The organism is Magnetospirillum sp. LM-5 (assembly GCF_902729445.1).
Classification (GTDB): domain Bacteria; phylum Pseudomonadota; class Alphaproteobacteria; order Rhodospirillales; family Magnetospirillaceae; genus Magnetospirillum.
In genome coordinates, this window is the sequence record NZ_CACVCE010000016.1 from 26,216 (window position 1) to 49,762 (window position 23,547).

Consider the following 23,547-nt stretch of genomic DNA (forward strand, 5'->3'; position numbering starts at 1 on the left):
CATGGACCGCCAGCTGCCCCTCTCGCGCCGTTCGTTCCTGCTGACGGTGGGCGCCGCAGGCGCCGGCCTGACGCTGGGCTTCAAGGCCCAGGCCGCCGACCCGGCCCAGCCCCCCTCGTCGCCGTTCCAGGCCTATCTGCGCATCAGCCCCGACAGCACGGTCACCATCTTGTCGGCCCACATGGATATGGGCCAGGGCATCTATTCCGGTATCGCGCTCTTGGTGGCCGAAGAGTTGGATCTGGACCCCGCCGCCATCGCCGTCGAGGGCGCCTGGGGCAATCCCAAGCTGTACGGCAACTTGGCCTGGGGCGGCGTGGCGCAAGGTACCGGCGGCTCGACGGCGATGAAATCGTCGTTCCAACGCTATCGGATGGCCGGTGCCGCGGCGCGCGCCATGCTGGTCGAGGCGGCCTCGCAAGCCTGGCGGGTGTCGCCCCATCTGGTCCGGGTGGAACACGGCATGGTCATCGGCCCCAAGGGCCGCAAGGCGTCGATCGGCGCCTTCGCCGAGGCGGCCGCCGCCCAGCCGGTCCCGGCCGAGCCGCACCTGAAATCCCCGACCGAATGGCGCCTGATCGGCAAGGAAGGTTTCCGCCGGCTCGATTCGGCGGCCAAATCCACCGGCCGCCAGACCTATACCGCCGATCTGCGCCTGCCCGGCATGTTGACCGCCGTGCTGGCCCGGCCGCCGCTGTTCGGGGCGACGGTGAAATCCTTCGACGCCACCGCCGCCAAGGCGATCCCCGGCGTGGTCGAGGTGGCGGCCACCTCGCGCGGCGTGGCGGTGATCGCCACCGATACCTGGACCGCCATCAAGGGCCGCCAGGCGCTGACCGTCGAATGGGACCAGACCCACGCCGAAACCCGTGGATCGGCCCAATTGTGGGCCGAATACCGCCGCCTGGCCGGCGAAAGCACGCCAGCGCCCATCGCCGCCAGCCGCGGCAATCCCGACCAGGCCCTGAAACGGGCGGTGGCCCGCATCGACGCCACCTATGAATTCCCCTACCTGGCCCATGCGGCGATGGAGCCGTTGAACGCGGTGGCCGCCCGCACCGGCGACATGATCGAGGTGTGGGGCGGCCATCAGATGCCCGACCTTTACCGCGCCCTGGCGGCCAAGGCGGCGGGGGTCGCCCCGGAATCGGTGCGCCTGCACGTGATGATGACCGGCGGCGGCTTCGGCCGGCGCGCGGTGGCCGACGGCGACGTGGTGGTCGAAGCGGTGGAATGCGCCAAGGCCATCGGCTGGCGTGCTCCGGTCAAGGTCCAGTGGACCCGCGAAGACGACATGACCGGCGGCCGCTATCGCCCGATGATGCTGCACAAGGTGGCGGCCGGTATCGGGTTGGACGGCCAGCCGCTGGGCTGGCGCCACCGCATCGTCGGCCAATCGATCGGCGCCGGCACGCCGTTCGAGAAGATGCTGGTCCATGACGGCGTCGATCACACCTCGGTCGAGGGGGTTTCGGATTCTCCCTATGCACCGGCCGATTTCCATTGCGACCTGATCTCGCCCAAGGTCGGCGTGCCGGTCTTGTGGTGGCGCTCGGTCGGCCTCACCCACACCGCCTTCGTCACCGAGACCCTGATCGACGAGATGGCCGTCCTGGCCGGCAAGGACCCGCTGGCCTATCGCCGCGCCCTGTTGGCGGACCATCCGCGCCATCTGGCGGTGCTTGACCTGGTGGCCGCCAAGGCTGGCTGGGGCGACAAGCTTCCGCCCGGCCGTTTCCGCGGCCTGGCGGTGCACCAATCCTTCGGCTCGGTGGTGGCCCAAGTCGCCGAGATCGCCCTTGATGGCAAGGGCGGCTTCAAGGTAATCCGCGTCGTCTGCGCCGTCGATTGCGGCCTGGCAGTCCAGCCCGACCAGATTCGCGCCCAGATGGAAGGCGGCATCGGCTTCGGGCTGGGCGCCGCCCTGTATGGCCGCATCACCCTGACCGACGGCCGGGTCGACCAGACCAGTTTCAACGGCTACGAAGTGCTGCGGCTCGACGAGATGCCCGTCATCGAGGTGCATATCGTGCCATCGGCGGCACCGCCGACCGGCGTCGGCGAACCGGGCGTGCCGCCGATCGCCCCGGCCATCGCCAACGCCCTGGCGGCGGCGACCGGCAAGCGCACGCGGACATTGCCGTTCAAGGATTGATTACTCGACCGTCACGCTTTTGGCCAGGTTGCGCGGCTGATCGACGTCGGTGCCCTTGGCGACGGCGACGTGGTAGGCCAGCAATTGCACCGGCACGGCGTACAAGATCGGGGCGACGAACGGATCGACGCTGGGCAAGGTGAAGGCGGCCAGCGGCTTGTTGACCAGACGGGCCTGGCCTTCCTTGTCCGACAGGAACACCACCCGGGCGCCGCGCGCGATCACTTCCTGAACGTTCGACGCCGTCTTGTCGTAAAGCTCGTCGGTCGGGCACACCACGATCACCGGCACATGGTCGTCGATCAGGGCGATCGGGCCGTGCTTCAACTCGCCCGAGGCATAGCCCTCGGCATGGATATAGCTGATTTCCTTCAGCTTCAACGCCCCTTCCAGGGCGATGGGATAGCCGGTGCCGCGCCCCAGATACAAAACATCGCGGGCCTGGGCGATATCCTCGGCGACGCGGCGGATGCCGTCGTCGGCCCGCAAGATCTCGGAAATGCAGGCCGGCACCTCGGCCAGGGCCTGCGATAGGCGGGCTTCCTCGGTGGCCGGCAATTGGCCGTTGGCGCGCCCCAGCGCGATGGCGACACAGGCCAGCACCGTCAACTGGCAGGTGAAGGCCTTGGTCGAGGCGACGCCGATTTCCGGCCCGGCCTGGGTCAGCAGCGCCGCATGGGCGGTGCGCGCGATGGTACTTTCGGCGACGTTGACCAGGGCGATGGTGTTCATGCCCCGATCCAGACACCAGCGCAGCGCCGCCAAGGTGTCGGCGGTCTCGCCCGATTGCGAGATGAAGATGGCCAGGTCGCCCTTGGCCACCACCGGCTGGCGATAGCGGAATTCCGAGGCGATATCGACCTCGACCGCCACCTTGGCCAGGCGCTCGATCCAGTATTTGGCGACCAGCCCGGCATAATAGGACGTGCCGCAGGCGACGATGGTGACGCGGTTGACCGAACCCAGATCGAACGGCAGATCCATCAAGGTGATGGTCCGCGACGCCGGGTTCAGCATGGTGTTCAGGGTATCGCCCACCACCTGCGGCTGCTCGAAGATTTCCTTCAGCATGAAGTGGCGATGCTCGCCCTTGCCGATCATCGCGCCCGAGAACTGGGTCAGCCGGACCTGGCGCTCGACCGGATTGCCGGCGCGGTCGCGCACCTGGACGCCGTCGGCGGTCAGCACCGCCCAGTCGCCGTCCTCGAGATAGGAAATCTTCTGGGTCAGGGGCGCCAGGGCCAGCGCGTCCGAGCCCAGGAACATCTCGCCGGCGCCATAGCCGATGGCCAGCGGGCTGCCTTCGCGGGCGCAGATCAACAGATCGTCGCGGCCGGCGAACAAAATCCCCAGGGCAAAGGCCCCGTGCAGGCGCTTCAAGGCGGCGGCGACCGCGTCCTCGGGGGCCAGGCCGGCGGCCAGGTGGAAGTCGATCAATTGGGCCACGACCTCGGTGTCGGTGTCGCTTTCGAACACCTGGCCGGCCGTGGTCAGTTCAGCCTTCAGTTCGGCATAATTCTCGATGATGCCGTTATGGACCACGGCAACGCGCGAGGTGGCGTGCGGGTGGGCGTTCTTCTCATTGGGCACGCCGTGGGTGGCCCAGCGGGTGTGGCCGATGCCGATGGTGCCGGCCAGCGGCTGGCTGTCCAGCAGGCGCTCCAGATTGACCAGCTTGCCCTCGGCGCGGCGGCGGCGGATGTCGCCATCGACCAGGGTGGCGATCCCGGCCGAATCATAGCCGCGATATTCCAGACGCCGCAAACCCTCGACCAGAAGAGGCGCAACGGCGCCCTTGCCGATCATGCCGACGATGCCGCACATGGTGCTACCCCTTACGACTTGGCCTTCTCGGCCTTCTTGCGTTCACGGAAACGGTCGGCCCAGCCGGCCAGCTCCATCTGGTTGCCGCGCGCCACCGCCAGCGCGCCCGGCGTGACGTCGCGGGTCACCACCGAGCCGGCCCCGACGATGGCGCCGTCGCCGACGGTGATCGGCGCCACCAACGACGAGTTCGAGCCGATGAAGGAGCCCGCGCCGATGTCGGTGAAGCTTTTGTCGAAGCCGTCGTAATTGCAGGTGATGGTGCCCGCGCCGACATTGGCGCCGGCGCCGACCCGGGCGTCGCCGATATAGGCCAGGTGGTTGACCTTGGCGCCCTTCTCGACCTTGGCCTTCTTGACCTCGACGAAATTGCCGATATGGGCGTCGTCCTCGATCTCGGCGCCGGGGCGCAGGCGGGCGAACGGGCCGATCTCGACGCCGTCGCCGATGGTGCAGCCCTCGAAATGGCAGAAGCCCTTGATGGTGACGCCGTCGCCGACGCTGACCTTCTTGCCGAACACCACATTGGGCCACACCACGACGTCGCGGCCCAGTTTGGTGTCCCACGAGAACCACACGGTCTCGGGCTCGATCAGGGTGGCGCCGTTATCCATGGCGGCCAGGCGCAGGCGGCGCTGGACGATGGCCTCGGCCCCGGCCAGCTCGACGCGCGAATTGACGCCCAGCAATTCCTCGGGCTCGCCCAGCACGAACGCGCACGATGCGCCGTCGCCGCGCGCCAAGGCGACCACGTCGGTCAGATAGTACTCGCCCTTGGCATTGTCGTTGGACAGCCGTTCGACCAGGCGCCACAGGCGCTTGCCATCGACGGCCATGACGCCGGAATTGCACAGCGGGATGGCCCGCTGTTCCTCGTTGCCGTCCTTCCACTCGACGATGGCCTTCAAGCCCTCGGCACCAACCACCAGGCGGCCGTAATGGCCGGGATCGGCCGGCTTGAAGCCCAGCACCACCACCGCCGGCTGCTTCGGCCCGCGCCGTTCGGCCAGCATGCGCTTCAATGTGTCGCGGGTGATCAACGGGGTGTCGCCGAACACCACCAGCACGTCGCCGTCGAACTCGCCCAAGGCGGCCTTGGCCTGCGCCACGGCGTGGCCGGTGCCCAGACGGTCGGTCTGCACCGCCGTCGTCAGCGGCGCCACTTCCTCGGCGACGCAATCCATGCCGGGGCCGACCACCACCACCACCTTCTCAGGCGACAGGCCCTGCACCGTTTCGATCAGGTGTCGGATCATCGGACGCCCGGCCAAGGGATGCATGACCTTGGGCAGGTCGGACTTCATGCGGGTGCCCTGCCCTGCGGCGAGCACAATGACGGCGAGACGATGGCTGGACATACAGACTCTACCTGTTGCGGGTCAGGGCGGAAGGTGCCACAAAGGACCGTTGGGAGCCAGTCAATCTTTATTGCGGAAGGTTTCAATGAATCGGGCGAAGCGGGCAGTTATCTTCGATCTTGACGGCACCTTGATCCATTCCCTTCCGGATTTGACCATCGCGGTCAACAAGACCCTGGCCATGGCCGGGCGGGCGCCCTTGACCGACGCCGATGTCGGGCCGATGGTCGGCGACGGCGCCTCGACCCTGGTGACCCGCGCCTTCGACGCCCGGGGCGGCCTGCCCGACGGCAATATCGATCTGTGGCTGGAACGCTTCCTGGCCCATTACGAGCCCCATGCCGCCGACCTGACCAAGCCGTGGGACGGTGTGGTCGAGACGTTGGAGAAACTGAAGGCCAAGGGGATCGCGCTGGCGGTATGCACCAACAAGCCGACCAAGGCCACCCACGACATCCTGAGCGTGCTGGGCATCGACCACTTCTTCGCCGTGGTGGTCGGCGGCGACGACGCCCCGGCCCTGAAGCCCAACCCGGCCCATGTCGAGGCGGTGCTGACCCGCCTGCGGGTCGGCGCCGACGAAGCGGTGATGGTCGGCGATTCGGTCAACGACGTGCTGGCCGCCAAGGGCGCCGGCCTGCCGGTGGTGGTGGTCAGCTTCGGCTATTCGAAAAACCCGGTGGCGGAACTGGGCGCCAGCTACGTGATCGACGATTTCCGCGACCTTTACGAAGCCGTCGTCGGCCGTCAGTAGCGCCGGACCAGCCGTGCCGCCAGGAACACGATAACCGCCGCCACCACTACCGACGGGCCGGCTGGGCTGTCGAAATGCCAGCTGGCCGCCAGACCCGAGCCGACCGCCACCATGCCGACAAGTGCTGCGAAGGCAGCCATCTGCTCGGGCGTGCGCGACAGGCCGCGCGCGGTGGCGGCCGGGATCACCAGAAGTGCTGTGACCAGCAGCACGCCGACCACCTTCATCGCCACCGCCACCACCAGCGCCACCAGCACCATCAGAATCATTCGGGCGCGCTCGACCGCATGGCCCTCGATCGTCGCCAGGTCGGGATCGATGGTGGCGGCCAGCAGCGGCCGCCACACCAGGGCCAACGCGGTCAGCATCAGCGCGCCGCCGCCCCAGATCAGGCCGACATCGCCCCAGGTGACCGCCAGGATGTCGCCCAACAGCCAGCCCATCAGATCGACCCGCACGGTTTCGACCTGCGACAACGCCACCAGCCCCGCGGCCAGCGACCCATGCGAGACGATGCCCAAGATGGTGTCCGAGCCCAGCTTGTCCTGGCGTTGGGCCTGGGCCAGCAAGATGGCCGCGGCGACGGCGACGAAGGCGATGCCGAACAGGGGCAAGGTCCCCAGCAGCAGGCTGGCGACCACACCCAGCAGCGCCGCATGGGCCAAGGTGTCGCCGAAATAGGCCATGCGCCGCCATACCACGAAGCAGCCGAATGGCGCTGCCACCAGGGCCAGACCGATGCCGGCGGCCAGGGCCTTGATCAGGAACTCATCCATGGTGGCAGTCCGGGCCATGCTGATGGCCGACCGAGCCGTCGGGCAGATGCTGGTGATCGTGGACATGGGTATAGACCGCCAGGCTGGCGGCGACGCCCGGCCCGAACAGGGCCAGATATTCGGGGTGGCGGCTGACCGTCTCGGGGTGGCCGGCGCAGCAGACATGGCGGTTCAGGCACACCACCTCGTCGGTGGCGGCCATCACCACATGCAGATCGTGGCTGACCATCAGCACGGCGCAGGCGCCGGTCCGGGCCAAGGCGGCGATCAGGTCGTAAAGCTCGGCCTGGCCGGCCATGTCGACACCGGCGACCGGCTCGTCCAGCACCAGAAGATTGGGCCGGCGCAACAGGGCACGGGCCAGCAGGACCCGCTGCAGTTCGCCGCCCGACAGGTCGCGCACCTGGCGGCCCAGGACATGGCCGGCCGACACCTGTTCCAGCGCCCGGTCCCATTGGGAAGCGTCGGAATCGGGCGCCGCCATGGCCAGGAAGCGGCGCACCGACAGCGGCAAGGCCGGATCGATGCTCAGACGCTGCGGCACATAGCCGACGATGGCGCCGGCCCGACGGCTGACCGTGCCGGAATCGGGCTTGACCAGCCCCAGGGCGACCCGCACCAGCGTCGATTTGCCGGCGCCGTTGGGGCCGACGATGGTGACGATGCGGCCGGGCTCGACCGCCAGCGACACCCCCGACAGCACCGGATGGCCGGCCAGCGCCAGCGACACCTTGTCCAGGCGGACCAGGGCGCTCATGGGCTGGCCCCGGCCCGGCAGCCCGGGCACAAGCCCTGCGCCTCGACCGTCAGACTGTCGATCTGAAAACCCAGGGCGGCGGCTTCTTGTTCGATGGCGCGGGTGGTGGCGGCCTCGGCCAGCTCGGCGACGGCACCGCACTGGCGGCACAGCAGGAACAGCCCGGCATGGGGCTGGCCGGGATGGGAACAGCCGACATAGGCGTTCTGGGTCTCGATGCGGTGGATCAGCCCGTGCGCCAGCAGGAAATCCAGCGCGCGATAGACGGTCGGCGGCGCGGCGCCGCGCCCCAATTGCTCCAACAGCGCATAGGCCCCGACCGGGGCGTGGCTGGTCCAGATCAATTCCAGCACCCGGCGGCGGATGTCGGTCAGGCGGGCGCCACGACGGCGGCACTCGGCCTCGGCGGCACCAAGCGCACTCGCCACGCAAGAGCGGTGGTCGTGGTCGTGGGAGGGAAAGGACATCGGGCTTGCCGTCACCAAATGTTATATTATAACGTTACGTCCATCGCCCATCCTCGCACGAAAGCCCACCCATGTCCAAGCACGCCATCGCCGCCTTGCTGTTGTGCCTTGGCACCCAGGTCCACGCCGCCGAATTGAAGGTGGCGGCCTCGATCCAGCCGCTGCATTCGCTGGCGGCGGCGGTGATGGCCGGCGCCGGCCAGCCGGCGCAGGTGGTCAACGGCCTGGCCAGCGAGCACGCCTATGCCCTGAAGCCGTCGGACGCCCGTCTGGTCCAGGCGGCCGACCTGGTGGTGCTGGTTTCGCCTGCCTACGAGACCTTCCTGGCCAGGCCGCTGGCGGCGGCCAGGTCGGACATCCTGGCTTTGGCCCAATTGCCCGGCATCACCCGGCTGGACCAGCGCGAAGGCGGCGCCTGGGAAGCCCACGACCACCACCACCACCATTCCGACCGGGACGAAGCCGACTTCCACCTGTGGCTGGACCCGGCCAACGCCAAGCTTCTGGTGGCCGCTCTGGCCGACAAGCTGGCGGCCAAGGACCCGGGCCGCGCCGCCCTTTACCGGGCCAACGCCCAGGCCACCTTGGCCCGGCTCGACGCGCTGGATTCCGAGCTGGCGGCCAGGCTGGCCCCGGTCAAGACCCGCCCCTATGTGGTGTTCCACGACGCCTATCATTATTTCGAGGCGCGCTATGGCCTGAACCCGGTCGGGGCCGTCACCATCGACCCCGACCGGCCGCCCTCGGCCAAGCGCATGGCGGCCTTGCGCGACCGCATGAAGAGTGCCGGCGCGGCTTGCGTGTTCCGCGAGCCGCAATTCCCCTCGCCGCTGGCCGCCAGCCTGGCCCAGGCGGCCGGCGCCCGCCTGGGCGTGCTGGACCCGCAAGGGGCCGACCTGCCCCCCGGCCCCGACCTTTATTTCACCATGATGCGGCGTTTGGCCGATTCCTTGACCTCGTGTCTTTCGGGCGGCTGAGGGATCATCTATAGGAATAAGCGTCCCCAACCGGAGCCCGCCATGACCGATGCCGCCGCCGCCCTTGCCGCCATCACCTTCAACGCCGACGGGCTGGTCCCGGCCATCGCCCAGCAATTCGACACCGGCGAGGTGCTGATGATGGCGTGGATGAACCGGGACGCGGTGGCCGAGACCCTGGCCACCGGCCGGGTCTGCTATTGGTCGCGCTCGCGCAAGGGTCTGTGGCGCAAGGGCGAGACCTCGGGCCAGCAGCAGCGCCTGAAGGAATTTTTGATTGATTGCGACGGCGACACCATCTTGGTGAAAGTGGACCAGGACGGCGTCGCCTGCCATACCGGCCGGCGCACCTGCTTCTACACCGCCGCCCGCCCGGAAGGCCTGACCGAGGTGGCCCCGGTCCTGGTCTCGCCAGAGGAGCTTTACAAGAAATGACCACCCTTCCGGTGACCGTGCTGACCGGCTTTCTGGGCAGCGGCAAGACCACGCTTTTGAACCATCTGCTGGGCCAGCCCGGCCTGGCCGACACTGCCGTCCTGGTCAACGAATTCGGCGAGATCGGCATCGATCATCTGCTGGTCCGCCATGTCGCGGAAGATATCGTGCTGCTCAATTCCGGCTGCCTGTGCTGCACGGTGCGGGGCGACATGGTCAATGCCTTGCGCGAACTGTTCCTGAAGCGGGTCAAGGGCGAGATCCCCGAATTCGCCCGCGTCATCATCGAGACCACCGGCCTGGCCGACCCCGCCCCCATCATCCACACCCTGATGACCGATCCCTTGCTGTCGAGCCGCTATCGGCTGGACGGCATCGTCTCGACCGTCGATGCCGTCAACGGTTCGGCGACGCTGGACAACCACCCGGAAGCGGTCAAGCAGGCGGCGGTGGCCGACCGCATCGTCATCACCAAGACCGACATCGCCAAGCCCGAACAAACCGCCCGCCTGCGCGAGCGTCTGGCCCGGCTGAACCCGGCGGCCATCACCATCGACGCCATCGACGGCAAGCTGGACCCGGCGGCCATCCTGGATGCCGGCCTGTTCAACGATCGCGACAAGATTCCCGACGTGCGGCGCTGGATGAACGAGGAATCGTTCCGTGCCCACCACGACCACCATCATCACCACCACGACGTCAACCGCCACGACGACCGGGTCCAGGCCTTCGTGTTCACCCGCCAGGCGCCGGTCAGCTGGCCCGGCCTGGCCTTCGCCCTCGAACTGTTGATCGCCAATCGCGGCGAGAACCTGCTGCGCATCAAGGGCGTGGTCAACGTGCTGGGTTCCGACAAGCCGATGGCCATCCATGGCGTGCAGCACGTGTTCCACCCGCCGGCCGCCCTGCCCGGCTGGCCCGACGACGACCACCGCACCCGCATCGTCTTCATCACCCGCGACCTCGACCGCAAGGTGATCGACGACATGCTGGCCGGCGTGCTGGGCCTGGCCGACGAAAAGGGGATTTGACCCGAATGGAGCTGCCCGCCGAATTGCTGCGCACCCTGTCGGCCCATTTCGGCGAGCGCTTGTCGCAGGCGGCCTCGGTGCGCCAGCAGCACGGCAAGGATGAATCGCACTTTTCCGCCTTCCCGCCCGACGCTGTGCTGTTCGCGCAATCGACCAATGACGTCGCCTTCGCCGTCAAGGAATGCGCGCGGTTCCGGGTGCCGGTGATCGCGTTCGGCACCGGCACCTCGCTGGAAGGCCATATCGCGGCGATCAAGGGCGGCGTGACCATCGACCTCGCGGGGATGAAGGCCATCCTGGCCGTTCGCCCCGAGGATCTGGACGTCACCGTCCAGCCCGGCGTCACCCGCAAGCAACTGAACGAGCATCTTCGCGACCAGGGCCTGTTCTTCCCCATCGATCCCGGCGCCGATGCCAGCCTGGGCGGCATGGCGGCGACCCGGGCGTCGGGCACCAACGCGGTGCGCTACGGCACCATGAAGGACAATGTGCTGGGCCTGGAAGTGGTGCTGGCCGACGGCCGCATCATCCGCACCGGCGGGCGCGCCCGCAAATCCTCGGCCGGCTATGATCTGACCCGGCTGATGGTCGGCTCGGAAGGCACGCTGGGCATCATCACCGAACTGACGCTAAAGCTGCACGGCGTGCCCGAGGCCATCTCGGCCGCCACCTGTCCCTTCCCGTCGGTCGAGGCCGCCATCGACACGGTGATCCTGACCATCCAGTCGGGCATCCCCGTCGCCCGCGTCGAGTTCCTGGACCAGACCATGATCGCGGCGGTCAACCGATATTCCAGGACCGACCACCAGGAAGCCCCCACCTTGTTCTTCGAGTTCCACGGCAGCCCGGCCAGCGTCGCCGAACAGGCCGAGCGCGTCGCGTCCATCGCCGCCGATTTCGGGGCCAGCGGATTCACCTGGGCCACCACCACCGAAGAGCGCACCCGCCTGTGGGCGGCCCGCCATACCGCCTATTGGGCGGCGTTGGCGCTGCGGCCAGGCGCCAAGGCCTGGACCACCGACGCCTGCGTGCCGATCTCGGCCCTGGCCCGCTGCCTGTTGGAAACCAAGGCCGACCTGGACCGGTCGGGCCTGATCTCGGCCCTGGTCGGCCATGTCGGCGACGGCAATTTCCACGCCCTGGTGCTGGTCGATCCCGACAACCCGGCCGAGGTCGCCTTGGCCGAACGGCTGAACCAAGGCATCGTCGCCCGCGCCCTGGCCCTGGGCGGCACCTGCACCGGCGAACACGGAATCGGCATGGGGAAGAAGGATTTCCTGGCGGCCGAGGCCGGCGGCGCCCTGTCGGTGATGCGGGCCATCAAGCAGGCGCTGGACCCCGACGGCATCCTGAATCCCGGGAAGATTATCAAGGACTAACACTTTCCTGAGCGCCTTCATCAGACTACACTTCTTTCTGTGCGGAATTGAGACCGCCACGGGACGACCGCGCTGCAATGCAAAAAGAACAGCCGGCGGGATGGGAGACAGAGCAAATGATGGGACTGTTGAAGCGCGGTGGTATTACCTCAAGACTGTGGCTATTGGTCGCGGCACCGTTGGCCGGTCTGGCCGCGGTCTTCATCTACGACGCCGTTCAATTGAAAAGTGAATTGTTCGCCGCCCGCGAGATCAAATTGCGCCATGTGGTCGAGGCCAGCATGGGGGTCCTGCAGCGCTTCGCCCAAGAGGCCAAGGAAGGCCGGATGAGCGAGGACGAGGCCAAGGCCCAGGCCATCGCCACCATCCGCGCCATGCGTTATGAAACGGTCGAGTATCTGTGGATCAACGACCTGGAACAGCCGGTCCCGCGCATGGTCATGCACCCGACCGTGCCGGCCTTGAACGGCAAGCCTTTGACGGATTCCCGCTTCGACAAGGCCACCAGCCGCCGGGCCGGTACCGACGGCCCGACCCTGCCGCTTTCCAAAGCCAACCTGTTCGTCGCCTTCAACGACGTGGTGCGCGAGGCCGGGCACGGCTTCGTCACCTATGACTGGCCCAAGCCCAAGCAGGGCGGCGGCGTCACCGAGGAACTGTTTCCCAAGCTGTCCTATATCAAGCATTTCGAGCCGTGGGCGTGGGTGCTGGGCTCGGGCATCTATGTCGATGACGTCGATTCCATCTATCGGGCCGAGCTGCGCAGCCGGGCGATGCTGTTCCTGTTGATCCTGCTGGCGGTGGGCGGCTTCGGCTACACGCTGTCGCGGGCGATCGGCAAGGGCTTTCGCGACCTGGCCCACGACATGGACGTCATCGACGGCACCGGCGAAGTCGATTCATTGCGCCTGAAGCCCGACCGCGCCGACGAATTCGGCCACGCCGCCAAGATGATGCAGACCATGGCGGAAAATCGCCGCCAGATGCAAGCCATGAGCGCCGAGCGCCAGCGCATGCGCGAGCAGGCCGAGCAGGAACGCATCAACATGCAGCACGAGGTGCTGCGCTCGCTGGTCCAGTCGGCGATGCTGGGCAACGAGGCGATGATCAGCCTGGCCCGCATGAAGCGCGAGATCGACCTGTCGGCCACCCAGATCGACGGCATGGCCGGTTCGGTCGAACAGATGCGCGAGGCGATCACGGCGATTTCCTCGGAAAGCTCGGTGGCGGCCTCGGACGCCGACGGCGCCGGCGATGCGGCCAATTCCGGCCTGGGCGCATCCGGCGAGGCGCTTTCGGCCTTCCAGAAGATCGTCGAATCGGTCGACCAGGCCGGCACCAAGGTCAAGGGCCTGGCCGAGGCGTCGCTGGAAATCGGCAAGATCGTCACCGACATCGAGGCGGTGGCCGGCCAGACCAACCTGCTGGCCTTGAACGCCACGATTGAAGCCGCCCGCGCCGGAGAAGCCGGCAAAGGCTTCGCGGTGGTGGCCGGCGAGGTCAAGGGCCTGGCCAACCAGACCAGCCGCGCCACCGAGGATATCCGTCGCCGCATCGAAGGATTGCAGGGCGAGATCCAGTCGATCGTCGGCGCCATGTCGGCCAGCGTCGCCGTGGTCGATGCCGGCCAGGCGATGGTCGCCGACCTGGGCGGCAAGCTGCAGGAAATCGCCGGCCAGGTCGGTTCGGTGCGCACCCACATGAACGACATCGCCGACGTGCTGGAACGTCAAAGCGGCGTCGCCGGGGAACTGGCCCACGGCACCAACCATGTCGCCACCCTGTCGCGCTCCAACAACGACCAGCTCGAGGGCGTGCTGCAGTCGATGAGCGCGATGATCGAGCAGTTGAACGCCCAGGTCGGCACCTATGCCGGATTGGGATCGGCCAAGCTGCTGGTCGAGGTGGCCAAGAACGACCACATCACCTTCAAGCGCCGCATCCTGGACGGCATCGTCGGCCGCATCCGGCTTACCGCCGACGAAGTGCCCGACCATCATAATTGCCGCCTGGGCAAGTGGTACGACGCCCTGTCCGACCAGGCGCTCAGGGCCGACCCGGCCTATCAGGCCATCGTCAACCCGCACCAGGCGGTGCACCAGCACGCCAAGCAGGCCCTGATCCATGCCGCGGCCGGCGACATCGAGGCGGCGTTCGCCAGCCTGGAAGACATGAACCAGGCCTCGAAATCGATCATCGCCATGCTCGACGCGCTGGGCGCTCGTCTGCTGGAGATGGAAAAGACCGGATGAGTCGCGGCCTGACGCCGGAATTGCTGCTGAGGGCCTATGCCATGGGGGTGTTCCCCATGGCCAAGGCCCGCGAGGACCGGCGGGTGTACTGGGTCGATCCCGACGAACGCGGCATCCTGCCGCTGCCCGACTTCCACGTGCCGCGCTCGTTGAAGAAGGTCCTGCGCAAGGCGCCGTTCGAGATCAAGGTCGATACCGCCTTCCAGGCGGTGATGGAAGGCTGCGCGGAATCCAAGCCCGGGCGCGACAAGACCTGGATCAACGATGAAATCCTGGCGCAGTTCTGCCTGCTGCATCATCTGGGCCTGGCCCATTCGGTGGAATGCTGGCGGGGCGGTGAACTGGTCGGAGGCCTATACGGCCTGGCGCTGGGCGCCGCCTTCTTCGGCGAAAGCATGTTCAGTCGGACCACCGACGCCTCGAAGGTGGCGCTGGTCGATCTGGTGGCGCGGCTGAAGCAGGGCGGCTACGTGCTGCTGGATACCCAGTTCATCACCGACCATCTGGTCCGCTTCGGCGCCGTCGAAATCCCGCGTGAGGATTACCTGGCGATGCTGGCCGCCGCCATGTCGATGCCGGCGCAATTTTCCCGTGAACCGGTCGATTGGCGCCTGGCGGCGGATTCGCTCACCGACTGAGCCAGGCCGCGAACGGTTCCCAGCCGCGCACCAGATCGGCCAGGACCGCATAGCCGCCGGCGCGGGGATGGGCGCCGTCATCGGCCGCCACCTCGGCCATCCATTCCGGCGATGCGGCCAGATCGTCGAACACCGCCAGATAGGGCACGCCGATCCCACCGCACAGATCGGCCAGCGCCGCCGACAGAAGGGCGATGCGGGAATTGGTGTCGGCACAGGCGATCGGCGGCGGCCCGACCATCAGGGTCGGCCATTGCGCCCGGCATTCCACCAAGATGGCCTGCGCGTTGGCCATCGCCTGGTCGGGCGCCACACGGGGGCCAACATCGCCCCAGCTGCAATCATTGACCCCGAACGAAAAGACCACCCGGCCGTCGATTCCCGCCGGCAGGCGCGGGCCGCATTCGCCCCGCCAGCGGGCGCGGATATCGGCGCTGGTGTCGCGGCGGATGCCCAGATTGTAAAGGGTGAAATCATTGACCTCGGCGCGCAGGTCCCGGCAGGCCCGGCCGACCCAGCCCAGGCCGTCGGGATCGTTGGTTCCGTTGACGAAGCTGTCGCCTACGAAACACAACCGCATCACACCCTACCGCGCCTTGCGGCAGTCAAGGACCCAGACGTCGTAGACGGCGTGCTCCATCGCCGACAGCGCCGGGCTGGAGGCGAACATCCAGCCGCGAAACAGGCTTTGCGCCGGCAGGCCGGGCTTCAGTTCCCAGATATCCAGGAACGCAGCACTTTCGGGGTTTTCCTCGGGCCGGCGCTTGCGGCAGGCATGGGCGATGATTTCCAGCCCGCCGACACGGACGGGCTGACCCACCGGCGCTTCGATGGTGACGACGCGGGCGGTGATCTTGTCCAGGCCGCCCAGGATGGCGACGTCCAGCTTCAGGTCCGGCACCGCCGGAACCTGCGCCGCCGCCAGCGACGGCAGCGCCATCAGGCCGAGCAGAAGGACAAGAACGCGGATCATTGCTGGCCGGCGGGCGCCGCCGGAGCGGGAGCCGCGGGCGCCGGGTTGTCGGCGGTGGCCAGGAAGATCAGCTCGCCGACCATTTCCTCGATCGACTTGAAATCCTTGGTCTTGGCGATGCGGCCGCCCTCGGGGATGCGGTCCTTGGCGCGGCCGGGAATCAGCTTGACGAACTTGCCGCCCAGCAACCCTTCGGTCGCGATGGTCGCCACCGTGTCGGCCGGCAGGCGCACATCGGGCGAAATCGACAATTTGACCACGGCGTTGAAGGTGACCTTGTCCAGCTCGTAATCGGCGACGGTGCCGACCTTGACGCCGTTGATGCGGATGTCCGACCCCTTGTCCAGGCCGCCGACGCTGGAGAACTGGGCGGTGATCTCGTAGCCGGTCACTTCCTTCAAATCGGCGTGGGTATAGGCGAAGACCAGGAAGAACGCGGCCACCACCAGCACCACGGCCCCCATGATGGTCTCGATGAGATTGCGTCCCATGTTGGTCCCCTTAGGTGCTTAGTTGGAGATGGACGGCAGCGGCCGGTCCAGATAGCCACGCTTGGCCCGGCCCTGCTGGATGATCATTTCCATCAGGTCCTCGATGACCATCGAATCCTGGGTGAACGGGATTTCCTGGCCGCTGGTCAGCACGCGGTCCTCGGCGCCCGGCTGCAGCACCACGAACTTCGAGCCCAACAGGCCGTCGGTGTGAATCGCCGCCGCGGTGTCGCTGGGCAATTGCACGTCGGACCGGATGCGCAGGCTGGTCACCGCGCGGAAATCCGGGGCCAGGCTCAGCGCCGCCACCTTGCCGACCGGCAGGCCCGACAAACGGACCGGGCTGCCGACGGCGATGCCGTCCAGCCGGCTGAACCGCGCCGTCACCAGATAGCCGTCGGAATCGTCGGATTCACCCGGCGTCTTTTGGGTGACATAGACGATGCCCAGCACCAGCGCGGCAACAGCCACCACCAGCGCGCCGGTGACGATGTCGCGATTGCCGCCCTTGGTGACCATGGCTTTGTCCCCCGCCCCGGCCTAGGGCTGCCAGGCTTCGTAATCGCCGGCGGCGCGTTCGCGCCGGCCGCCCATCAGATCGTGCCCCGGCGGCAGATAGGCGGCCTGGGTGCCGGTGGCGTTCCCCTCGTGCGCCTTTTGCCATTCGCGGCGCGGCGCGGCGGTCAGCGGCGCGTCCGAGGTGTAATGCAGCCAGGCGTGCCATTCCGGCGGCACCATCGAGCCTTCGACCGGGCCGTTATAGATCACCCAGCGCTTGACGCGGGCGCCCTTGGCGGCCGAGCGCGCCTGATAATAGCGGTTGCCGAACGAATCGGTGCCCACCAGCTTGCCGTTGGCCCACGTGAACAGCAATGTGCCCAAGCTAATCATACCATTGTCCCCGTTCTTGCTTCCGGGTTGGAAATCATCGGGGCGGACTATGGCAAATGCGCCCCGACGCGTCCAGAGGATCGTGCCCCCAGCCGCATCATCTTGTGGCCGATCCATAAAAAATGCCGAGATTCCGCCAAAAATGCCGGATTCATTGTGACTACATAATGTGTCCAACAGCCACGATTTCGTCAAAATCTTGTTGAACAGGCACGGCGATTGTCATAGCCTGCGTCTCGGTCGGGGGCTAACCACAATATCTTGTGGAGAGTGCGGCGCGAGGGAAATTCCGGAACCCCTTGTGTCCTGCGCCCAAGCTTCCTTGTCCGCACCAGACAGGCACAGCAAGAACAGAGGGGAGACCATGCGCGTCCAGCGTCATTTCACCAAGGCCGGGGCCTCCGCTTACGCGGCCCTCGAATTCCGCAAGGCCACCAGCGAGATCCGTAATCCGGACGGATCGGTGGTCTTCCAGGCCAAGGATATCGACGTTCCCGCCGCCTGGTCCCAGGTGGCCTGCGACGTGCTGGCGCAAAAGTACTTCCGCAAGGCCGGCGTTCCCGCCCGCCTGAAGCGCGTGGCCGAAAAGGGCGTGCCCGAGTGGCTGCAGCGCCACGAGCCCGACCAGGCCGCCCTGGACTCCCTGCCCGAGAAGGAACGCACCAGCGGCGAGACCAGCGCCCAGCAGGTGTTCGACCGCCTGGCCGGCACCTGGACCTATTGGGGCTGGAAGGGCGGCTATTTCGACAAGGAAGAAGACGCGCAAGCCTTCCGCGACGAGATGGCCTTCATGCTGGCCAGCCAGATGGGCGCGCCCAACAGCCCGCAATGGTTCAACACCGGCCTGCATTGGGCCTATGGCATCGACGGCCCCGGCCAGGGCCACTATTACGTCGATTTCAAGACCGGCAAGATGGTGCGGTCGAAGTCGTCCTATGAACATCCGCAGCCCCATGCCTGCTTCATCCAGTCGATCAACGACGATCTGGTCAATGAAGGCGGCATCATGGATCTGTGGGTGCGCGAGGCCCGCCTGTTCAAGTACGGCTCGGGCACCGGCACCAACTTCTCGGCGCTGCGCGGCGAAGGCGAGCGCCTGTCGGGCGGCGGCAAGTCCAGCGGCCTGATGAGCTTCCTGAAGATCGGCGACCGCGCCGCCGGGGCCATCAAGTCGGGCGGCACCACCCGGCGCGCCGCCAAGATGGTGGTGGTCGATGTCGATCATCCCGACATCGAGAACTTCATCAATTGGAAGGTGGTCGAAGAGCAGAAGGTCGCCGCCTTGGTGTCCGGCTCGAAGCTGGCCGCCAAGAATCTGGGCGAGGTCATGGCCGCCTGCCGCGAATGGGACGGCGACGCCCAGTCCGAGGCCCGATTCGACCCCAAACAGAACAAGCGCCTGAAGAAGGCGATCATCGCCGCCCGCGCCGCCATGCTGCCGGAATCGGCCATCCAGCGGGTCATCCAGTTCGCCCGCCAGGGTTACGAGAGCATGGAATTCCCGGTGTTCAACACCGACTGGGATTCCGAGGCCTATCTGACCGTCTCGGGCCAGAATTCCAACAATACCGTGCGCGTCACCGACGACTTCCTGAACGCGGTGATCGAGGATGCCGACTGGGTGCTGAAGCACCGCACCTCGGGCAAGGTCAAGAAGGTGCTGAAGGCCCGCGACCTGTGGGAAACCATCGGCGAGGCGGCCTGGGCCTGCGCCGATCCGGGCATCCAGTTCGACACCACCATCAATGACTGGCACACCTGCCCGGAATCGGGGCGCATCAACGCCTCGAACCCGTGCTCGGAATACATGTTCCTGGACGATACCGCCTGCAATCTGGCGTCCTTGAACCTGATGTGCTTCCGCCGCACTGATGGCACCTTCGACATCGAGGGCTTCCGCCACGCCTGCCGGCTGTGGACCATGGTGCTGGAAATCTCGGTGCTGATGGCCCAGTTCCCGTCCGAGAAGATCGCCCAGCTGTCCTATGAATTCCGCACCCTGGGCCTGGGCTATGCCAATGTCGGCGGCCTGTTGATGGCCGACGGCATCCCCTATGACAGCGATCACGGCCGCGCCCTGATCGGGGCGATCACCGCCCTGATGACCGGCGAATCCTATCTGACCTCGGCCGAGATGGCCGGCGAGCAAGGCGCCTTCCCCGGCTACGCCCCCAACCGCGAGGCGATGCTGAAGGTCATCCGCAACCATCGCCGCGCCGCCTATGGCCTGACCTCGGGCTATGAGGGGCTGCAGATCGCTCCGGTGCCGCTGGACGCCGACAATTGCCCCGACGCGGCCATTGTCGCCGCCGCGCGCCTGGCCTGGGACAATGCCCTGGCCCTGGGCGAGAAGAACGGTTACCGCAACGCCCAATCGACCGTGGTGGCCCCCACCGGCACCATCGGCCTGGTGATGGATTGCGACACCACCGGCATCGAGCCCGACTTCGCCCTGGTCAAGTTCAAGAAGCTGGCCGGCGGCGGTTACTTCAAGATCATCAACCGCATGGTCCCCGAGGCGCTGCGCACCCTGGGCTATAATGAGGCCGACATCGCCGAGATCATCCGCTATGCGGTCGGCCACGGCACGCTCCGCGATGCGCCGGGCATCAACCACGAGCGTCTGAAGGCCAAGGGCTTCGACGACGCGGCGCTGGAACGGGTCGAGCAGTCGCTGGAAAGCGCCTTCGACATCCGCTTCGTCTTCAACAAGTACACGTTGGGCGAGGAATTCTGCACCGGCACCTTGGGGATCGATCGGGCCAAGTTGGACGATATCGGCTTCGACATGCTGGCCCATCTGGGCTTCACCCGCGAGGAAGCCGACGCCGCCAACACCTATTGCACCGGCTCGATGACCCTGGAGGGCGCGCCCTTCCTGAAGGCCGAGCACCTGCCGGTGTTCGATTGCGCCAGCCCGTGCGGCAAGATCGGCAAGCGGTTCCTGAGCCCGGAAAGCCATATCCGCATGATGGCCGCCGCCCAGCCCTTCATCTCGGGCGCCATCTCGAAGACCATCAACATGCCCAACGCGGCCACCGTGGCCGAGTGCAAGGACGCCTATATGATGTCCTGGCGCCTGGGCCTGAAGGCCAACGCGCTGTATCGCGACGGCTCGAAGCTCAGCCAGCCGCTGCAGGCCGCCCTACTGGACGATGCCGGCGAGCTGGAAGAGGCCATCGCCGCCCAGCCGCTGGCGGCACGGGCCGAGATCGTCGCCGAGCGAGTGGTCGAGCGCATCATCGCCGCCGCCCGGCGCAAGCTGCCCGACCGCCGCAAGGGCTATACCCAGAAGGCGATGGTCGGCGGCCACAAGGTGTATCTGCGCACCGGCGAATACGAAGACGGCAAGCTGGGCGAGATCTTCATCGACATGCACAAGGAAGGCGCCGCCTTCCGGGCCATGATGAACAATTTCGCCATCGCCATCTCGATCGGCCTGCAATACGGCGTGCCGCTGGAAGAGTTCGTCGAGGCTTTCACCTTCACCCGCTTCGAGCCGTCGGGCATGGTGGAAGGCAACGACACCATCAAGATGTCGACCTCGATCCTGGACTACATCTTCCGCGAGCTGGCGATTTCGTACCTGTCGCGCAATGACCTGGCCCATGTCGAGCCGGCCGACCTGACCCCGGACACGGTGGGTCGCGGCGACGCCGCCGAAAGCCAGTTCGACGACGCCAACCCGCTGGGTGCGGTGGTCGAGCGTGTGGCCTCGAAGGGCTATGTGCGCTCGAAGTTCCTGGTGGTGACCGGGGGCATGGGCGGCAATGGCGGCGCCACCGCCGCCTCGCTGTCGGCCGACATCGCCGGCGCGACCCTGGGGGTGGCCCAGACCACCGCCCTGGCCCTGTCGGTGGACGCCGAGACCGCCATCCAGGAGTTCGACGCCCGTGCCGAGCAGATCCGCCGGGCCCGCATGAAGGGCTATGAAGGCGACGCCTGCCCCGAATGCGGCAATTTCACGCTGGTCCGCAACGGCACCTGCCTGAAGTGCGACACCTGCGGCGGCACCACCGGCTGCTCGTGACGATCGCGGTTTTTTGAGGGACCGGGTCTTCCTCTCTTGGGTCCCTCAATGCAACGGGCCGGCTCTCATCGGAGGGCCGGCCCGCGTTGTTTGGGGAATGGCCGAAAGACGGCGGGACTCGAGCGCCATCCAAGCCGAAAACGCGGAGATGATCAGGACGCGGCGGAACCATCCTGAAGCGTGAAGAACAATGTCGTTCCCTCGCCGGGCACTGATTCCAGCCAGATGGTTCCACCGAAGCGATGAACGATCCGCCGGCAAAGTGTCAGGCCGATGCCGGTGCCCTCTCTGTTGGAGATCGGGTCCAGGCGTTGAAAAATCTCGAATACTTTTTCCTGATATTGCGGCTCGATACCGATCCCGTTGTCGGTCACGGCAAACTGCCAGCGGCTTAGAGAGACTCGCTTGGCAGATACCGAGATCACAGGCTTTTTATCCGCCGCTCGATATTTGATGCCATTGCCCACCAGATTCTGGAACAAGCTGACCAAATAGGTCTGATCGGCAATCACCAGAGGCAAATCATCAACGTTCACCTCGGCCTCGGCCTTGGCGATCTCAAGCTCGAGATTTTTAAGGGCTTGAGTGATGGCCTCGGTCGCGGATGTCGGGGTCAGAGGGGCGGATTGCCGAGACACACGGGAAAATTCCAGAAGATCGCTGATCAACTGGCTCATGTGCTTCCCGCCATCGACAATGAAGCCGATGAAGGCATCGGCGTCTGCATCGATCTGACCAATGTAGCGACGTTCAAGTAACTGAGCGTAACGGACGATGTTTCTCAGCGGGGTTTGAAGATCATGGGAAGCGACATAGGCAAATTGTTCAAGATCAGCGTTAGATTGCTCAAGGGTTTTTGTCTTGGCCTCCAGCTCCTGATTCTTGAGAGCAATCTTGCCGTGAAATCTTTCCACCATTCGATGGGTAAGGCGAGAGAATTTCCATCCGATTGCCAGAGAGATCACGACGCCTGCTAGTGTGGCGATCGCGGTTACCAGCACTTTATTGCGGATGCTCTCATCCAGCGCGGCTCGACGCTCGGCGATTGTCGCGGCCAGATCATCCAGATATAGGCCGGCGCTAATGACCCAGTCCCAACCAGGAACCCTCGAGACATAGACCAGTTTGGTGGATTTGTTCGATACGCCTCCATCGACGGCCCAGTCATAGCGGATGAATCCATCCCCTTTCATTGCTTGGCCAAAGATCGCGCGGGCGACTGTCCGCCCATCTTGCGGAAGTTCGTCAATCAAATGATCTTCGCTCTGCGGCCGCGACGGAGAGACAAGGACCTTCTCCCCGGGGCCATAAATCACGAAATACCCCTTTGCATATGGCCCAAAACGCAATCCGCGAAGCCGGTTTCTGGCCTCGGCTTGAAGCACTTGGTCCACGTCCGAAAGATATTGCCCGGTGCCGATCAGCCAATTATAGGGTTCGAACTTGCGGACATAGGCGATCTTCTCGAGCATTTTCTTGTCGCTGCCTGGCGCATACCAACGATACCGAGCGAACCCTTCTCCGACCGGTTTGTTGGCCGCATCAATCAGGCTTCGCATGATATAGGTTCCGGCATCATCCCGATTATTCAGGAGCGATGTGCCCTCAAGGTTCGGGTTGATGGGCAGCAGCAGGCAATTCCCGTCCATGTCATCGACGAAATAGTAGCCCTTTCCGTTGAAAAAGCGGATGGGACGAAGCGCCTCGATCACCAGACGCTTTACCGCGCCTTCACCCAACCGCCCGTGCTCGCGGGCGTAGAGTGCACTGGTCAGTGCATAGGCTTGATCCACTTGATCGGTAATCTGCCGCCTGAGGATTTCCTCGGTGCTGGCTTGCATGGTGCTCAGGAAGTTCTTGGCAGTCTCGACCTGACGAATCAATTCGTCCTTCATCGCCTGGGTTTCCCGCTCTTCCAAAGCGAGGAGGCTGGCGTCGTATTCATTGCGGGCTTGGGCGATTAGCAACCCGCCCAACGCAAGGGCCATCACGGCGACGATGATCGCCGATGAGAATAGCTGGAGCTTGAATATCTGCCGCTCATCCCCCTGCACGCCCCCCCCCTGTCGGCTAACGTGCGATCGTCCCCAGACCAACTTTAACGGTGTTCAACAATGGAAATATCGTGCCGGATAAGGCGGCATGTTGCCACGCAAAAAATGCGCAAGTAATAGGTGCGGATTTGTGTTCTGTGAACTCGGCCGATCCGTCCGACAAGCTCTACGAACAGGTCCACCGCCCCCATATGATTGGCAAGACAGCGAGCCCAACGGGGGATGCTGGTTGATGTGCCCCCGGGGGGGGCACGACCCGCTTTCGAAAGCGGGGAGACCAAAACAAAGCAGGCGGGCGACCCGCT

General features: G+C 66.0%; 20 protein-coding genes. 9 read left to right on the forward strand and 11 right to left on the reverse strand.

Annotation, left to right across the window (positions count from 1 at the left end):
- Nucleotide 1 precedes the first annotated feature (1 nt).
- Nucleotides 2-2,155, forward strand: coding sequence for a xanthine dehydrogenase family protein molybdopterin-binding subunit (locus MTBLM5_RS08180; RefSeq protein ID WP_173975483.1), 2,154 nt, complete (start codon nucleotides 2-4; stop codon nucleotides 2,153-2,155).
- On the opposite strand, the gene glmS is transcribed toward MTBLM5_RS08180, so the two are convergent.
- Together glmS and glmU are read right to left on the reverse strand one after the other, a co-directional pair.
- Entirely contained in the window at nucleotides 2,156-3,979 is a 1,824-nt protein-coding gene (glmS, locus tag MTBLM5_RS08185) for a glutamine--fructose-6-phosphate transaminase (isomerizing) (protein ID WP_173975485.1), read from the reverse strand. It abuts the gene before it with no gap.
- An 11-nt stretch (nucleotides 3,980-3,990) separates the two neighbouring features.
- Complete coding sequence (glmU, locus tag MTBLM5_RS08190; protein WP_173975487.1) at nucleotides 3,991-5,337, reverse strand: bifunctional UDP-N-acetylglucosamine diphosphorylase/glucosamine-1-phosphate N-acetyltransferase GlmU; 1,347 nt, start codon at nucleotides 5,335-5,337, stop codon at nucleotides 3,991-3,993.
- Nucleotides 5,338-5,422: 85 nt separating this feature from the next.
- On the opposite strand from glmU, the gene gph reads away from it, so the two are divergent.
- Nucleotides 5,423-6,091 (forward strand): phosphoglycolate phosphatase, encoded by a 669-nt coding sequence (gene gph, locus MTBLM5_RS08195; RefSeq protein WP_173975488.1) that lies wholly within the window; start codon nucleotides 5,423-5,425, stop codon nucleotides 6,089-6,091.
- Here gph and MTBLM5_RS08200 read toward each other — a convergent pair.
- Genes MTBLM5_RS08200 through MTBLM5_RS08210 form a run of 3 tightly spaced genes read right to left on the reverse strand, consistent with a single transcriptional unit; the run spans nucleotide 6,085 to nucleotide 8,106 of the window.
- On the reverse strand, nucleotides 6,085-6,867 hold the full coding sequence (locus tag MTBLM5_RS08200) for an iron chelate uptake ABC transporter family permease subunit (protein WP_173975490.1): 783 nt from the start codon (nucleotides 6,865-6,867) through the stop codon (nucleotides 6,085-6,087). The genes gph and MTBLM5_RS08200 overlap by 7 nt on opposite strands.
- Nucleotides 6,860-7,624 (reverse strand): zinc ABC transporter ATP-binding protein ZnuC, encoded by a 765-nt coding sequence (gene znuC, locus MTBLM5_RS08205; protein ID WP_173975492.1) that lies wholly within the window; start codon nucleotides 7,622-7,624, stop codon nucleotides 6,860-6,862. Before znuC ends, MTBLM5_RS08200 begins: the two co-directional genes overlap by 8 nt.
- A complete protein-coding gene (locus MTBLM5_RS08210) occupies nucleotides 7,621-8,106 on the reverse strand; it encodes a Fur family transcriptional regulator (RefSeq protein WP_371814005.1) in 486 nt (161 codons plus the stop codon). The genes znuC and MTBLM5_RS08210 overlap by 4 nt, the downstream gene beginning before the upstream one ends.
- Before the next feature lie 56 nt (nucleotides 8,107-8,162).
- Between MTBLM5_RS08210 and MTBLM5_RS08215 the strand changes: the two genes are divergently transcribed.
- From MTBLM5_RS08215 to aat, 6 genes are all read left to right on the forward strand, one after another.
- Nucleotides 8,163-9,068: a zinc ABC transporter substrate-binding protein gene (locus MTBLM5_RS08215; protein WP_173975496.1), complete on the forward strand. Its 906-nt coding sequence runs from the start codon at nucleotides 8,163-8,165 to the stop codon at nucleotides 9,066-9,068.
- 42 nt (nucleotides 9,069-9,110) lie between these two features.
- Nucleotides 9,111-9,503: a phosphoribosyl-AMP cyclohydrolase gene (gene hisI / locus MTBLM5_RS08220; protein WP_173975498.1), complete on the forward strand. Its 393-nt coding sequence runs from the start codon at nucleotides 9,111-9,113 to the stop codon at nucleotides 9,501-9,503.
- Complete coding sequence (locus MTBLM5_RS08225; RefSeq protein ID WP_173975501.1) at nucleotides 9,500-10,534, forward strand: GTP-binding protein; 1,035 nt, start codon at nucleotides 9,500-9,502, stop codon at nucleotides 10,532-10,534. The genes hisI and MTBLM5_RS08225 overlap by 4 nt, the downstream gene beginning before the upstream one ends.
- A gap of 5 nt (nucleotides 10,535-10,539) precedes the next feature.
- Nucleotides 10,540-11,913 carry an FAD-binding oxidoreductase gene (locus MTBLM5_RS08230; protein WP_173975503.1) on the forward strand — a complete coding sequence of 458 codons (1,374 nt, stop codon included), beginning with the start codon at nucleotides 10,540-10,542 and terminating at the stop codon, nucleotides 11,911-11,913.
- A gap of 179 nt (nucleotides 11,914-12,092) precedes the next feature.
- Nucleotides 12,093-14,165: a methyl-accepting chemotaxis protein gene (locus MTBLM5_RS08235; protein ID WP_254430960.1), complete on the forward strand. Its 2,073-nt coding sequence runs from the start codon at nucleotides 12,093-12,095 to the stop codon at nucleotides 14,163-14,165.
- Nucleotides 14,162-14,803: a leucyl/phenylalanyl-tRNA--protein transferase gene (gene aat, locus MTBLM5_RS08240; protein WP_173975506.1), complete on the forward strand. Its 642-nt coding sequence runs from the start codon at nucleotides 14,162-14,164 to the stop codon at nucleotides 14,801-14,803. The genes MTBLM5_RS08235 and aat overlap by 4 nt, the downstream gene beginning before the upstream one ends.
- Here aat and MTBLM5_RS08245 read toward each other — a convergent pair.
- The 5 genes from MTBLM5_RS08245 to MTBLM5_RS08265 are packed head-to-tail and all read right to left on the reverse strand — an operon-like array spanning nucleotide 14,793 to nucleotide 17,158.
- On the reverse strand, nucleotides 14,793-15,383 hold the full coding sequence (locus MTBLM5_RS08245; RefSeq protein ID WP_173975509.1) for a GDSL-type esterase/lipase family protein: 591 nt from the start codon (nucleotides 15,381-15,383) through the stop codon (nucleotides 14,793-14,795). The two genes, aat and MTBLM5_RS08245, sit on opposite strands and share 11 nt — an antisense overlap.
- Before the next feature lie 6 nt (nucleotides 15,384-15,389).
- Entirely contained in the window at nucleotides 15,390-15,776 is a 387-nt protein-coding gene (locus tag MTBLM5_RS08250) for a DUF2155 domain-containing protein (RefSeq protein ID WP_082910987.1), read from the reverse strand.
- Nucleotides 15,773-16,267: an outer membrane lipid asymmetry maintenance protein MlaD gene (gene mlaD, locus MTBLM5_RS08255; RefSeq protein WP_173975511.1), complete on the reverse strand. Its 495-nt coding sequence runs from the start codon at nucleotides 16,265-16,267 to the stop codon at nucleotides 15,773-15,775. Before mlaD ends, MTBLM5_RS08250 begins: the two co-directional genes overlap by 4 nt.
- An 18-nt stretch (nucleotides 16,268-16,285) precedes the next feature.
- Nucleotides 16,286-16,786 (reverse strand): MlaD family protein, encoded by a 501-nt coding sequence (locus tag MTBLM5_RS08260; RefSeq protein WP_173975513.1) that lies wholly within the window; start codon nucleotides 16,784-16,786, stop codon nucleotides 16,286-16,288.
- A gap of 21 nt (nucleotides 16,787-16,807) precedes the next feature.
- Entirely contained in the window at nucleotides 16,808-17,158 is a 351-nt protein-coding gene (locus MTBLM5_RS08265; RefSeq protein WP_068502683.1) for an NADH:ubiquinone oxidoreductase subunit NDUFA12, read from the reverse strand.
- Nucleotides 17,159-17,522: 364 nt separating this feature from the next.
- Between MTBLM5_RS08265 and MTBLM5_RS08270 the strand changes: the two genes are divergently transcribed.
- Nucleotides 17,523-21,188: a vitamin B12-dependent ribonucleotide reductase gene (locus MTBLM5_RS08270; RefSeq protein ID WP_173975515.1), complete on the forward strand. Its 3,666-nt coding sequence runs from the start codon at nucleotides 17,523-17,525 to the stop codon at nucleotides 21,186-21,188.
- A gap of 152 nt (nucleotides 21,189-21,340) precedes the next feature.
- Here MTBLM5_RS08270 and MTBLM5_RS08275 read toward each other — a convergent pair whose 3' ends face one another.
- Nucleotides 21,341-23,242 carry a cache domain-containing protein gene (locus MTBLM5_RS08275; RefSeq protein ID WP_173975517.1) on the reverse strand — a complete coding sequence of 634 codons (1,902 nt, stop codon included), beginning with the start codon at nucleotides 23,240-23,242 and terminating at the stop codon, nucleotides 21,341-21,343.
- Nucleotides 23,243-23,547: the final 305 nt, after the last annotated feature.